The 12871-nt window shown below is 52.9% G+C and carries 11 protein-coding genes and 1 pseudogene; 5 read left to right on the top strand and 7 right to left on the bottom strand.

All coding sequences use genetic code 11. The annotated features are described in order from the left end of the window. Positions 1 to 79: 79 nt before the first annotated feature. Positions 80 to 670, bottom strand: a complete 591-nt coding sequence (locus TRICHSKD4_RS02075; protein ID WP_009465731.1) for a TetR/AcrR family transcriptional regulator — start codon at positions 668 to 670, stop codon at positions 80 to 82. Between the two features lie 102 nt (positions 671 to 772). On the opposite strand from TRICHSKD4_RS02075, the gene TRICHSKD4_RS02070 reads away from it, so the two are divergent. From TRICHSKD4_RS02070 to TRICHSKD4_RS02060, 3 genes are read left to right on the top strand one after another with little or no spacing between them, the layout of a single operon-like run. Continuing rightward, positions 773 to 1477, top strand: coding sequence for a PspA/IM30 family protein (locus tag TRICHSKD4_RS02070; protein ID WP_009465730.1), 705 nt, complete (start codon positions 773 to 775; stop codon positions 1475 to 1477). 13 nt (positions 1478 to 1490) lie between these two features. Beyond that, positions 1491 to 1772 (top strand): YiaA/YiaB family inner membrane protein, encoded by a 282-nt coding sequence (locus TRICHSKD4_RS02065; RefSeq protein WP_009465729.1) that lies wholly within the window; start codon positions 1491 to 1493, stop codon positions 1770 to 1772. A gap of 56 nt (positions 1773 to 1828) precedes the next feature. Further along, positions 1829 to 5248 carry an acyl-[ACP]--phospholipid O-acyltransferase gene (locus TRICHSKD4_RS02060; RefSeq protein WP_009465728.1) on the top strand — a complete coding sequence of 1140 codons (3420 nt, stop codon included), beginning with the start codon at positions 1829 to 1831 and terminating at the stop codon, positions 5246 to 5248. A gap of 59 nt (positions 5249 to 5307) precedes the next feature. On the opposite strand, the gene TRICHSKD4_RS31475 is transcribed toward TRICHSKD4_RS02060, so the two are convergent. Continuing rightward, the gene (locus TRICHSKD4_RS31475; protein WP_009465727.1) at positions 5308 to 5964 is read right to left on the bottom strand and encodes an AbrB family transcriptional regulator; all 657 of its coding nucleotides are present in this window, start codon (positions 5962 to 5964) and stop codon (positions 5308 to 5310) included. Positions 5965 to 6043: 79 nt separating this feature from the next. Further along, a pseudogene (locus tag TRICHSKD4_RS32135) lies at positions 6044 to 6277 on the bottom strand (AbrB family transcriptional regulator); the annotation flags it as partial. 603 nt (positions 6278 to 6880) lie between these two features. Here TRICHSKD4_RS32135 and TRICHSKD4_RS02050 point away from each other — a divergent pair. Then, the gene (locus TRICHSKD4_RS02050) at positions 6881 to 8065 is read left to right on the top strand and encodes a HAMP domain-containing histidine kinase (RefSeq protein ID WP_009465726.1); all 1185 of its coding nucleotides are present in this window, start codon (positions 6881 to 6883) and stop codon (positions 8063 to 8065) included. 90 nt (positions 8066 to 8155) lie between these two features. Here the strand turns inward: TRICHSKD4_RS02050 and TRICHSKD4_RS02045 are convergent, their stop codons facing one another. Genes TRICHSKD4_RS02045 through TRICHSKD4_RS02035 form a run of 3 tightly spaced genes read right to left on the bottom strand, consistent with a single transcriptional unit; the run spans position 8156 to position 11012 of the window. Beyond that, entirely contained in the window at positions 8156 to 9193 is a 1038-nt protein-coding gene (locus tag TRICHSKD4_RS02045; RefSeq protein ID WP_009465725.1) for a DctP family TRAP transporter solute-binding subunit, read from the bottom strand. A 32-nt stretch (positions 9194 to 9225) separates the two neighbouring features. Continuing rightward, on the bottom strand, positions 9226 to 10506 hold the full coding sequence (locus tag TRICHSKD4_RS02040; RefSeq protein WP_009465724.1) for a TRAP transporter large permease: 1281 nt from the start codon (positions 10504 to 10506) through the stop codon (positions 9226 to 9228). Then, positions 10506 to 11012, bottom strand: coding sequence for a TRAP transporter small permease (locus TRICHSKD4_RS02035; protein WP_009465723.1), 507 nt, complete (start codon positions 11010 to 11012; stop codon positions 10506 to 10508). The genes TRICHSKD4_RS02040 and TRICHSKD4_RS02035 overlap by 1 nt, the downstream gene beginning before the upstream one ends. 176 nt (positions 11013 to 11188) lie before the next feature. On the opposite strand from TRICHSKD4_RS02035, the gene TRICHSKD4_RS02030 reads away from it, so the two are divergent. Next, complete coding sequence (locus TRICHSKD4_RS02030; RefSeq protein ID WP_009465722.1) at positions 11189 to 12115, top strand: MurR/RpiR family transcriptional regulator; 927 nt, start codon at positions 11189 to 11191, stop codon at positions 12113 to 12115. A gap of 7 nt (positions 12116 to 12122) precedes the next feature. On the opposite strand, the gene TRICHSKD4_RS02025 is transcribed toward TRICHSKD4_RS02030, so the two are convergent. Beyond that, positions 12123 to 12866 carry a glucose 1-dehydrogenase gene (locus tag TRICHSKD4_RS02025; protein ID WP_009465721.1) on the bottom strand — a complete coding sequence of 248 codons (744 nt, stop codon included), beginning with the start codon at positions 12864 to 12866 and terminating at the stop codon, positions 12123 to 12125. Between the last annotated feature and the right edge of the window lie 5 nt (positions 12867 to 12871).

Raw genomic sequence — 12871 nt, 5'->3', positions numbered from 1 at the left:
CTGATCAAAACAAGGGGCTGGCATTCCGGCCCCTTGGTATTCCAACCATCAATTGGGTTCTTATCTTTGAAGGCTGATATTATTTGGCCACCAATTTACTGACTGCAAAATCCAGCTCTTTCTCCAAAACCTCATCGCTCAAACTGACAAACCTGTTTTCAAGCGCCAGCGCGACAATGCCGTGAACCGCTGCAAAACAGGTTCGAACACGGGCTTCAAGTTCCGCTCCTTCCAATTCTGGATGGAGCGTTTTCAGGGCGATGCCAATCAAGGTGAGCAACGCTGCATTTTCGTCCTTATGGCCTTCCGGTGCAGGCTGGTCATCCGGCAGATGATGCCCAAACAAGGCAAGCCACAGGTTCGTGTTCCCCCGTGCAAAGCGATAATAGGTTTGGGCTAACGCCTTAAGCCTCTCCAGCGGATCTGCATACGCTTCAGAAGTCTCCGTCATAGCGTCACGAATTCGAATGAGCGTGAGATGATTGACCGCGACGATGAGCTGATCCACGTCAGCAAAGTGCTTGTAGACCGAGCCGATTGAATACCCTGCGTCTTTTGCAATGGTGCGGATATTCACCGCATCAAGACCGCCCGTCTCCACCGCTTCACATGCCGCTTGCAGTACCCGTCGCCGGGTTTCTTCACTTTTTTCCTGCTGCCGTTTGCTCATCTCACCTCGACGCAAATTGAACGATGTTCATTTTTTTCTTGACGATGCAGGACAGCTGTGGTTTTGTCAAATAATGAACAATGTTCACTTTTGGAGAAAGAGATGACGCAGAGCTTGTTCGATCAAATGAAACAACTGTTTTCAGCGGTTTTGGAGCGGGAAGAAAATACACAGTCATTTTCCGAACTCGCCTCCCAAATCCGAGAAGCAGGTGCGGCTGTCTTGGCAGCCCGCCAGTCTGTTGCCCTTGCAAAAGCTCAACACCAGCAGGACATTCGTCAAAGCAAGCGCATTGCGGAGAACATTGCTGATCTGGAAACACGGGCCTGCGAAGCCTTGAAAAAAGGCGAGACCCAGTTGGCAAGGGAAGCAGCTGAGGCCATCGCCATTTTGCAAGATGAGAAAGCAGCCCTCGATGCAACAGTCGAAGCCTTTCAAAAAGAACTCTCCCAGCTGACTGAAAATCTGCACAAGGCAGAATTTCGGCTTCGCAACCTGAAACGCGGCGAACGAACCGCAATGGTTCGCGAAATGGTGATGAAAGCCACCAGCCACGGCGCGACCATGGAAACAGCAAGCCTGTCCAGCGCCGAAGTCAGCCTCAACGAAATTGAAGCCCGTCAAGAGCGTGCGGCTCTCGCAGATCAGGCCTTCCGCGCTCTGGCGCCCCAAGACAATCCAAAATCTGTCGTTGAAAAACTGGCCAACGCTGGATGCGGGGCCCCGACACACACCACGGCAGACGCGGTCCTTGACCGCCTCAAGGCCGAAATTGAACCAAAACTGATGATTGAAAACCAAGCCTGAAAGGAAAAGACCAATGCAAGATAATCAGATCAAACATTCCCAATCCTGGATAGCATTTACCGGCGCAAGCTTTGCCGTAGCAGCCCTGATGATGGGCCTCGGAATTTATAATCTGGAAGCCAGCTTCTCAGCCAAGGGCTTCTACACAATGGCAGCCATAATGCTGGTTCATACCGCTGTCACACTCACCAAAACCATGCGCGACCGTGAGGAAGCGACAAAGTTCCACAACCGTCTGGAAGACGCCAAAACCGAAAAATTGTTGATGGATATCAGCAATCCGGAACAAGGCTAACCAGAACACCAGTCGGGGAACGCTAATCAAGCGCTCCCCCTGCCCCGGAGGAAAAGATGACAACGTCGCTCATGGCAACCAGACGGTTTGCCCCGCTGTTTTGGACGCAGTTCCTGTCCGCCTTCAATGACAACTTTCTGAAAAACGTTCTGGTGTTCCTCATCCTGTTTCAGGTGGGTACAACGGGACAAGACGCAACGACTGCCAGCAGTCTGATTGCATTGGCCGGCGCCATTTTCATCTCCCCATTTCTGTTTCTGTCCGCTCTTGGCGGAGAACTTGCCGATAAATACGACAAGTCAAAACTCGCGCGCCGTTATAAACTCGTTGAGGTCGGCGGCGCCGGACTTGCGATTGTCGGGATGGCCATATCCTCCATACCCGTCTTGTTTGTTACCCTGTTTCTGTTTGGCGCAATGTCAGCGCTTTTCAGCCCTGTCAAATACAGCCTTCTGCCTGAACATCTTGAAACGAGCGACCTGCCCAAAGCCAATGCATGGGTGGAAGCAGGCACGTTTCTGGCGATCCTTGGCGGCACGATTTCTGCGGGCTTTCTCTATGCAACTGGCCAAGCAGCACTGACCTTTGCACCCGTCATGATCGCGCTTGCTGGAGGATGTTATGCCTTTAGCCGGTTCATCCCCAAGACCACACCAGCTTCTCCCAACCTGAAAGTACGCTGGAACATTGCAGCCTCGACATGGCACATCCTGAAAGACCTCGGGTCTGATAACCGCCTTGTTCGCATTGCTATGATGAACGCATGGTTCTGGCTGTCTGGCGCGCTCGTCATGTCTCTGCTTCCTGTCATGGTGAAAGATATCCTTGGCGGCGGAGAAGTGGCCGTCACTTACTTTCTGACTGTCTTTGCGGTTTCCATCGGCATTGGGTCGGCTCTTGCTGCCTGGTTTTCCGCTGGCCGCGTTGTTTTGCTGCCGGCCCCTGTCGGAACACTCTTGATCGCACTCTTCTGTTTGGACACAGCCTTTGTCCTGTCAGGTGCATCTCCGATCTCGGCCACATCCGGCGTTCTGGATCTCGCACGAAACCCGGACGTCCTCCGATTGACAGTGGATATGGCCGGACTGGCTATCTCTGGTGCCATGTTGGTCGTTCCAACCTTCACGGCATTGCAAACTTGGTCGAAACCTGAAAACCGGGCCCGTGTGATCGCTGGTTCAAATGCGCTAGGTGCCGGCATCATGACGGTTGGCGGTATTGGACTTGCCATTGCGCAGTCCTACGGCGTCACAGTCTCAAGCGTGATGATTGTTCTGGCGGGCCTTAACCTGATCGCTGCAATCGTGATGTTCAAAACACTGCGGACCAATCCAATGCGCGATTTCATCTCCATTCTCTACCGGGCCTTTTTCCGCATGGAAGTCAAAGGACTGGAGAACCTTGAAAAGGCAGGTGAAGCACCCATCCTCGCCATGAACCACGTCAGTTATCTGGACGCAGGCCTTGCCCTGACCCTGACTGATAAAGCCCCGACCTTTGCAATTGACTATGACGTTGCTCAACGTTGGTGGGTGCGCCCGTTCCTGCGGCTGGCAAATGCCCTGCCAATCAACCCGGCGAAGCCAATGGCCACACGTTCACTCATCAATGTGGTGAAATCCGGCGAGCCAATGGCGATTTTCCCGGAAGGCCGCCTGACGGTCACCGGTGGCCTGATGAAGGTCTATGACGGAGCCGCCATGGTTGCCGACAAGACCGGAGCACAAATCGTCCCCATTCGGATCGACGGCCTTGAAAAAACGCCATTTTCTTATCTCAGCCCAAGTCAGATCAGTAAGAAACTGTTCCCGAAAGTGAAGGTCACGATCATGGAACCGCGCAAACTTGAACTTCCTGAAGAACTGAAAGGTCGCAAACGCCGCGCCGCAGCTGGGAGCGCCCTCTATAGCCTGATGTCCGACCTGATGTTCCAAACCAGTTTGTCAGAAGACAAGACCATTTTGGACAAGGTCATTGAGGCAGGCCGGGAGCACGGCATGTCAAGCGAAGCCCTTGAAGATCCGGTTACCGGCAAGCTGACCTATTCCAAGATCCTGACAGGTGCTTCAGTTTTGGCCCGCAAGATTACCAAACTGGCACCGGGTGAAGACACGGTTGGGGTCATGCTGCCAAACGCCAATGGCTCCGTCGTCACCGTGCTTGGCACCATGTCTGCCGGCAAAGTGCCAGCCATGATCAACTTCACCGCTGGTCCGGAGAACATTCTGGCGGCTTGCACTGCAGCCGGTGTCAAAACAATCTTCTCGTCTCAGGCATTCATCAAACAGGCAAAACTGGAGCCGTTGGTCGAGGCCGTCGAAGAGAAAGTCCGGTTCATCTGGCTCGACGAGGTGCGCAAGACCATCGGCACCATCGACAAGATGGTCGGATTGCTGACCAAGACACGCCCACTTGTTCAATCTTCCGCGGATGACCGCGCCGTAATCCTGTTCACGTCAGGCTCGGAAGGAACTCCCAAAGGCGTTGTTCTGACCCACAAGAACATTTTGGCCAATGCCACTCAGGCTGCAGCCCGGATTGACTTCACACCGTCGGACAAGGTTTTCAATGTCCTGCCGATGTTCCATTCCTTTGGCCTCACCACCGGAACAATCCTGCCGTTGATTTCGGGAGTAAAGACCTTTCTCTACCCGTCTCCGCTGCATTATCGGATTATTCCAGAACTCATCTACGCCTCAAACGCCACGATCCTTTTTGGGACGGATACGTTCCTCAACGGTTATGCTCGCGTGGCGCACGCTTATGACTTCCGCTCGCTTCGTTATTGCTTTGCCGGGGCTGAACCGGTCAAACCATCCACACGGGAAACCTATATGGAACGGTTTGGTGTTCGCATCCTCGAAGGCTACGGCGTGACAGAAACGGCTCCGGTGATTGCCATCAACACACCAATATTCAACAAGCCGGGCAGCGTCGGAAAACTGATGCCAGGAATGAAAGCTCAGCTGGAACCGGTTCCTGGAGTTGAAACAGGTGGACGTCTTCTGGTCTCTGGTCCGAATGTCATGATCGGCTATCTGAAAACAGACAAGCCAGGTGTGTTGCAGCCGTTGGTCGATGGCTGGCACGACACAGGCGATATCGTCGAGATTGATGAAGATGGCTTCATCATCATCAAGGGCCGAGCAAAACGCTTTGCAAAAATCGGAGGCGAAATGGTCTCGCTGGCAGCCGTGGAAAGTCTCGCAGGTCAAATCTGGCCCGAGTATCTGTCTGCCGTCGCAGCCGTGAAAGACCCACGCAAAGGTGAAAAGCTGATCATGATCACCGACAATCCTGACGCGGATCGATCATCTTTTGTCAAAGAGGCCAAACAGCGTGGCGCTCAAGACCTGATGATACCGTCAGACGTCCGCGTGGTTACTAAGGTCCCGGTGCTCGGGTCTGGCAAGCTTGACTTCGGTGCCATCAACAAGATGGTCGCAGAAGGTGAAACCGACTGCAAAGCCGCTTAGCAAGCTCGGAAGCTCGCCCTTGGCGAGCTTCCTTTCTCTCATTGACGGCGACAGCAGGGTTACACTTTGCCTTCATCGCTCTCATCGATCTTTTCCGCTCCAATCTTCAGCGCTTTGGCAAAGAAGGGCGCGCCGGTGATCACTAAAATCAGTCGTGTCAGGTGATGGACCACCACAAACCCCAAGTCCGCCCCCGCAATGATGGCCAGCACTGTCATCTCCGCCTGACCGCCGGGTGAAAAGGCAAGGAAGCCTTCCAATGGATCGGCTAGACCAGACAAGACGACGATCTCACCAAACACCACCGCCAGCGTCGCCAGCATCAAGACATAAGCAATACCGGCGGCGACAAAACGGCGCAACTCCGTAACAGTGACCCCGGCATATCCCACGCCAATGCCCATCCCGATGAAAAACTGGGCGGCATTGATCGCTTCAGCAGGTGGCCGGAAATGCAGAACATCTGTGAGTGACAATATGGCTGCAACAATCATCGGCCCGAGAATGGCCGCGCCAAAAAGACCTATCCGAACGCCGCCCCGCCAACCAATCAAGGCCGCGGTGCACATAAGCACCATTTCGTGCACCGGAAGCTCGGAAGCAGGCGCTCCGACAGGATTGTTGAGGTTCACCCCCATTCCCCAAGACAGAATAAAGGGGGCCAGTGTCACGATGACCAGAACACGCGTTGCATGCACCAGAGAAAGTGCGCGCACGTTGCCCCCTGCCCCCTGCCTCCTGCCCGAAGATAACCATATCCATCAGTCCGCCCGGCATGGCGGAATAATAGGCGGTGACAAGATCAAACCCACACACACGCACAAAAAAGGGAATTCCGACGGCCGCTATACAAATGAGATAGACGGGCACCAAAGCGACTGAAAGAGCCATATTAGGTACGTCGGCCAAAACCGCAGGTGTAATCGACGCTCCAACAGCAACACCAAGGATCGTTCGGGCAGCAACCGAAATCTGCCCGCCGCCTTTCAATGGCGCTCCAAAAAGAGCCGCCAATAGACTGGCAAACATGGGGCCAAACAAGAATGGCAAAGGCAGACCCAAGACATTAAAGACCAGCGCACCGAAGCCGGCAATCGCGAAGGTACCAAGAACCTGAGTGTGCGTAGATGTCCACATGACAGCCAGAATATCCAATTCGAACAGTTTTGACCTTGTGCGCCTACATCATTCTGGCTAACAGTTGTACTTGGATTTATTGAGATTCGTTGTTTGGCGGATCAAAAATGCCCGTCATGAATTATTCGGACAGTATCAAATATTCAATTTTTCGCCCTCAAAGTGGCGAAAATTTCAAATCTAAGCTTTCATATTACTGAAAGTTACCACTTACCCTCAGCACCATTGAAACTAATTACACTGTTAACCGTGGTAATATTTCCCAGTTAACCTTTATGCAAAGTTGCGCGGAAAATCCTTAAAAAACCATATTTTACAACCGCCAGTGACTAAAAGAAAAAGTTAACCAGTAATATAACTATCACCAGATACCACCAAGATCGACGACATATATTTCGTTGAATAAAGTTATTTCTAATCTATAGTTAGTAATAACAATTGCAGTAGCAAATATGACCCTTGTTAATACAAAGGATCTTACACGGGAGGCCGAGCATGGCGAGGAGTGACAGTTCCCTTATCGGTGTCAGCGAATTTGCTGTTCAAGCACGGCAACCGCTCAAGGTTCTTGTTGTTACCGAGGATCCAGCGGATACTGCAAAAATCAGCAAGTGTCTTTCAGATTCTCACAAGTACCACTTCGAGACGCGCCTTTGCCATTCAGCTGCAGAAGCAAATCAGTTGATCCCGTCTGAGAAACCTGACCTTTGCATTATTTCCCTACTGCCAAGTGCAGACGGAGGCTTAACGACAATAAACAAGATCTTCAGCGCAGACTATTTGCCGGTTGTTCTGGCAAGCGACCACGAGATCAAAAACCTGGAAGCGTTTAGTGCACGTACCGGAACCCTGACCCTGTTATCTCGCAGAGACATCAACACAGTGACCCTCGACAAGACTGTCGAAAGGGCACTGGAAGAAACACAATACAGTGTTGATGTCCGCGAGAAGATTGGGACATTCGACACAAAAAAGAACAGCATTCTGCGCCCGTGGATGGCATCGATGCTGCTTCAGCTCGAAAAAGTCGAACGATCCACCACCTTGCTGTTCGAGGCACAAGCAAAGAAAACCGACGCAAGCGCTGCCGATGAACGCACCATTCAGGACATCAAAAAGGGCGTCGAACTTCTCAAGCATGAACTGATCCTGCGGATAGACCGGTTCGACGATGTTGCTCCCGGAGGTTTGGACAAGCAGGAGCTTTTCCACCTGCCCGAAGTTATCTCCGAGACATTGTCAGAATATTCGGCTGAAATCGCAGCCTGTCAGGCAACGTTCATTTCCAATGAGCACGAACATTGCCAGATGTGCCAGGACCAATCGCTCGTGGAAGAACTTCTGGCCTCACTCGTTCTCTACGAACTGGAGGTCTCGCCAGCTGGCAAAGACTATGCCGTTGTCATTGAATATGATGACGATGAAGTCTCCATCATCATTGGGAAGGTGGGAACTTACGAGCGAATGAACGACAGCGGTGGAATGGATGGCTACGACAATCCCGTCCGGAACTTCCAGGAGCTGATGAACACACCCAAGGGATCCCGGCTTGATCTCGCCATTCGAATTGCCACGCTTCTTGGTGGCACCATAGATATTGACGGTCTGGCAGATGGAGAACGGGTCATCGTCGCAACGATCCCGCGCGTCTTTCGCCCCTTCAATATGACAGTACAATAAAACAACGGGCTAATCCCCGAACAGGCAATGCAGACAAAAACGGGCCGCGACATGTCGCGGCCCGAATTGCTTTGAAACTACTCTTATCTTTTAGTCGAGATAAGTTTGATCGTTTGCCTTGGCAACTTCAGCCTTGAACATTTCAAGGAGCTCTACTGCCTTTGGATCAAGGTTCTCAACAACATGGTTTTCAAACGCCGGCTGTGTAGCTGCTGCCATTTCCTTGCGCTGCTCGTCTGAAAGTGCAGTAACTTCCATCTTGTCCATCAGGCCGGCCAAACCACGGTCAGAGGCTTCGATGATCCGCGACAGGCCACGGCTGGCAGCCACGCAGTTTTCAGCAGCAGTGTGGACTGCGGCACGCTCAGAATCGCTCAACCCCTCATAAAAATCGCGGTTCAGCATGAAAGTGTACGGCGAGAACAGGTGATTGGTCAGGGTCATGTATTGCTGAACTTCAGAGAAATTCGCAAAGGAGATGATCGGCACAGGGTTCATCTGGCCATCGATCACGCCTGTTTGAAGACCGGAATAAACTTCGCCCCAAGACAGCGGATAAGCCTCAGCACCAAGAGCTTGAATGATCGTTTGGTGGGATGGAAGCGTCATTGTGCGAACACGGATGCCGTCAAAGTCCTCCAGCGAAGCGATTGGGCGCTTGGAGTTGGTGACAGCGAAGAAACCGCCTGTGTCCGGGAAGCCGAGCACAACCACATCACCGAGCGTTGCTTCAATGTCTTCTGCCAAAGCTTCACCAAACGGCCCGTCAAAGACCTCATAGGTGGCTGCATTGCCATTGAAAGCAAACGGCAAGTTCAGCACATCGACGCGCGGATAGTAGCTTGCAAGAGCGCCGGTTGACGTCAAAGTAGCCTGAATGATGCCATCGCGAACCTGCTGAACGTGCTCTGCAGCAGAACCAAGTTGGTTCGAGCCGTAAACTTCAACAGACACGCTGCCATTGGTGCCGGATTCCAGAATGTTTGAGAACACAGCAGTACAGGCGTGAGCCGGGTTTTCAAACGGGTCGGTCTTGTTATCGTGGCCGAATTTGATGACCCCACCTGCAAGCGCAGATGTTGCGATCAAGGATGCACCAAGTGCAAGGCCAAGTGTCTTCAGTTTCATGAAGGTCTCCTCCGAGGTTAAATGAAAAGCTGTCAAGCGAACCCGAGCAATCTCGGGATCAAAAGGGCTGCGTCCTCCCAGAACGCAAAGATGAACAGGATGGCGACTTCAGCCAGAAGGAACGGCATCAACTTGATTGATATTCGTTCCAGTTTTTCGCCTGTCACCGATGACAGGACGAACAGACAGGCTCCGACCGGTGGGGTCATGAGCGAAATATTGAGAGCCAGAATGAAGATGATGCCAGCATGAATGGGCTCAAGGCCCACCTGTGCCGTCAACGGCACAAGAACCGGTGCCAGAATGATGAGGATGGCAGTGATATCCATCACCATACCAACAATCAGCAGCAAGCCGATGATGATGGCGATGACCGCATAGCGATTGTCGCTCAAGCTCAACACCGTTTCAGCGATCAGCTGAGGGATCTGTTCAAAGCTCATCCACCAGCCAAGAATGCCAGCGAAAGCAATGATGACGAAGATAACCCCTGTGATGCGGGCCGTGCGCACCAGCATCCGGTAGAACGCTTTAACCGACAAGGAACGATAAACGAACACGCCAATGAAGAGCGCATACGCCACGGCAATGGAGGCCGCTTCAGTCGGTGTAACAATGCCGCCCAGAATACCGCCCAAAATGATGGCTGGCATGGCAAGGGCTGTCAGCGAGCTTACAAAGGTCTGCCACACTTCGCGAAGTGTCGCACCGCGGGCAGCCTTGGGCAGGTTCTCTCGGTTTCCGCCCAGGAAAATCACAGCCATGCATACAAGGCAGATCACCAGCCCCGGCAGAATACCCGCTGCAAACAACCCCGCAATGGAAACACCCATCAAAGAGCCATAAACAACCATCAATCCGGAGGGTGGAATGGTCGGCCCGATAATAGATCCAGCCGCGGTCACTGCGCAGGCATAGTCGCGGCGATACCCTTCCTTGACCATGGCCGGAACCAGTGTGCGCCCAAAGGCCGCCGCATCAGCGGTCGCAGACCCCGTCAAGCCAGCAAAGAAGACTGAGGCCAGCATGTTGGTATGGGCCAAACCGCCACGAAATCGTCCAACCAGAACCTGAGCAAGCTTAACCAGCCGGTTGGTGATACCAATCTCGTTCATGATCTCGCCGGCCAGAATGAAGAACGGCATGGCAAGGAACGGGAAGATGTTCAGCCCGTTAAAGATCTTGCTGGGTCCAACGGCCAGGAATTGTGTTCCGCCCATATCAATCAAGCCAATTACCCCGGCTGCGCCGATTGCAAACCCGATTGGCATACCCAGAATGATGAAACCGACAAAAGCGAGTGCGACAATCATCAGACCGCCTCCTCAATCGCTTCAGGCTCAAGATGCGTTCCAAGATCCCGCAACAGGACCAGCACCATCTGAATAGAGCACAGCGTGGCTGCCACCGGAATGGCCGCATAAAAAGGTGCCAGGCTCATCCCGAAAATCATCGCCTGCCGACGCCCACCACCTTCGGCAAACCCAAAACCGAAATAGGCTACGTATGTGAAAAGACCCAACGCGATCACATCCATCGCGATCAGTACCGTGCGACGGATCGGGCGAGGAAGCAGTGAGATGAAGGCCGTCAAACCAATGTGCTCACGATGGGCTATCCCGCAGGACACTGCGAGCATGGCCGCCCAAATCATCAGGTAGCGCGCAAGAACCTCCGGCCATGGCAATTGCCACCCGAAATAGTAACGATCGAGCACCCCCAACCAAACGTCGAGCAACAGCAACAGCATGAGCAGCGCAACCGTTGCCTCAACAGCCCTGTTGAGGCGATCAGATGCAATTCCGACCCACTCCCGCATTACTCCTCCTGATGTAATTTTTTTACAAATTTGATCAGAAAGATCGTGAAATCAAGCAAAAAATATTACAAAATTACAAAATAGTGTAAATTTAGTCTAATATCACGTATTTCTAGAATAGAAATTACGAAAAAAATATACTTTAATTACATTTCGAGTTTGAAGGGGGGGCAGACGTGAACCACACCTTGGCAAATGATGGGCTGCCGCCAACACACGGTCAGGCAAAGGTTCCTGATGTTATTTCCGCCCTCAATAGAATGGATGGCCAACTGGCTTCACGTGAGCAACGCGTCGCCAATTACGTGAAAGACAACATCGCGCAAATCAGCACCATGTCGATTGCGGATTTGGCGTCTGGTGCGGATGTTTCAACACCAACCGTCATTCGCTTTTGCAGGTCGCTTGGATGCAGCGGTTTCAAGGAGTTCAAACTGCGGCTTGCTCAAAACCTTGCTGTGAGCCTGCAGTATTTGCACGACACAGCAGTGCAGGATCCGCCATCTGTCGATCAAGCGCTGGACAGAGTGCTGACTGGGATCTACGGGACCACAAAAGCCATGCGCCAGCAAATTGATGCTGGGACTCTTGAGGGGGTCGTTAACACGATTGTCAATTGCCGGCAGATGTTGGTGGCAGGTATCGGCGGTGGATCATCCATGCTGGCAGACGAGGCAGCGAACCGCTTCTTCCGCCTTGGAATTCCGACGTCTTCGACCAACGACAGCTACGTCCTACAGATGCGCGCTGCCACGCTGGGACCAAACGATGTATTGCTCCTGTTTTCATCCAGCGGAGAAACCGAGGCAATTGTAGGGGCAGCTCAAGTGGCCCAAAGCTATGAGGCGAACACCATTGCTCTCACTTGCCCGGGGTCAAAGCTGGCCAATATTGTGACCCACCCGATAGCAATTGAATTGCCGGAAGACCCGGACATCTTTAAACCAACGGCATCACGCTACGCGTTTCTGGCCCTTCTGGACACTCTGGCCATGATGGTCGCAACGGAAAACCCGGAAGCGACACGTGAAAACCTGCGCAAGATCCGGGCCTCGCTCACAGCCTATCATGGACGTACCGGCCCTCAGCCATTGGGTGACTGATCACGTCCTAAATGCAGCGACCGCCGTCAACCTCCATGGCAACACCCGTCACCATTGAGGCTTCATCAGAGCACAGATAACAAGCAGCATTTGCAATGTCGGAAGGTTGGGAGAAGCGACCAATCGGGATGGTCGACAGGAACTTCACCCGCACTTCCGGGGTGTCTTCCCCCATGAAGCTTTTAAGCAAGGGCGTTTCCCCAGCAACCGGATTGACAGCATTGACTCGAATACCGGAGGGCGCCAACTCCACGGCCATGGCTTTGGTTGCGGTAATCATCCAGCCCTTGGAGGCATTATACCAGGACAGGCGCGGACGCGGACTTACGCCTGCCGTTGAAGCAATATTGCAAATCGCACCGCTTCCCCGCGCCTTCATGCCCGGAACAAATGCCCTTGCAGTCAGGTAGACTGACTTCACATTGACGGCGAGAACTTTGTCAAAATCATCTTCGCTGACGTCTTCCAAGGACGTTGGCAAGTGGGTGACACCCGCATTGTTGACCAGAATATCGGGCACCCCGCCAAATTCGGTTTCGGCAAACGCCGCAAGCGCCGCAACTGACGACCTGTCAGCCACATTTGTCTCAAAGGCAAAGCCGCCAATTCTGCTGGCGATCTCCTGCGCACCCGAGAGATTGAGGTCCGCCACCAGAACGCGCGCACCTTCGGCTGCGAATTTTTCCGCAATCCCCGCGCCAAAGCCGGAAGCTCCCCCGGTGACGATGGCCATCTTCCCATCCAGTCTCATATGTC

Source organism: Roseibium sp. TrichSKD4 (genome assembly GCF_000148725.1).
Taxonomy (GTDB): domain Bacteria; phylum Pseudomonadota; class Alphaproteobacteria; order Rhizobiales; family Stappiaceae; genus Roseibium.
Note: the sequence above shows the minus strand (reverse complement) of the source record. Positions and strands in the feature narration are given on the sequence as shown.

Bases quoted from the DNA above. Each gene is read 5' to 3' on its own strand.
- TRICHSKD4_RS02065 (WP_009465729.1), top strand. From the start codon at position 1,491: ATGCAAGATAATCAGATCAAACATTCCCAATCCTGGATAGCATTTACC.
- TRICHSKD4_RS02035 (WP_009465723.1), bottom strand. From the start codon at position 11,012: ATGCGGGAGTGGGTCGGAATTGCATCTGATCGCCTCAACAGGGCTGTT.
- TRICHSKD4_RS02075 (WP_009465731.1), bottom strand. From the start codon at position 670: ATGAGCAAACGGCAGCAGGAAAAAAGTGAAGAAACCCGGCGACGGGTA.
- TRICHSKD4_RS02040 (WP_009465724.1), bottom strand. From the start codon at position 10,506: ATGATTGTCGCACTCGCTTTTGTCGGTTTCATCATTCTGGGTATGCCA.
- TRICHSKD4_RS02070 (WP_009465730.1), top strand. From the start codon at position 773: ATGACGCAGAGCTTGTTCGATCAAATGAAACAACTGTTTTCAGCGGTT.
- TRICHSKD4_RS02050 (WP_009465726.1), top strand. From the start codon at position 6,881: ATGGCGAGGAGTGACAGTTCCCTTATCGGTGTCAGCGAATTTGCTGTT.
- TRICHSKD4_RS02060 (WP_009465728.1), top strand. From the start codon at position 1,829: ATGACAACGTCGCTCATGGCAACCAGACGGTTTGCCCCGCTGTTTTGG.
- TRICHSKD4_RS02045 (WP_009465725.1), bottom strand. From the start codon at position 9,193: ATGAAACTGAAGACACTTGGCCTTGCACTTGGTGCATCCTTGATCGCA.
- TRICHSKD4_RS02025 (WP_009465721.1), bottom strand. From the start codon at position 12,866: ATGAGACTGGATGGGAAGATGGCCATCGTCACCGGGGGAGCTTCCGGC.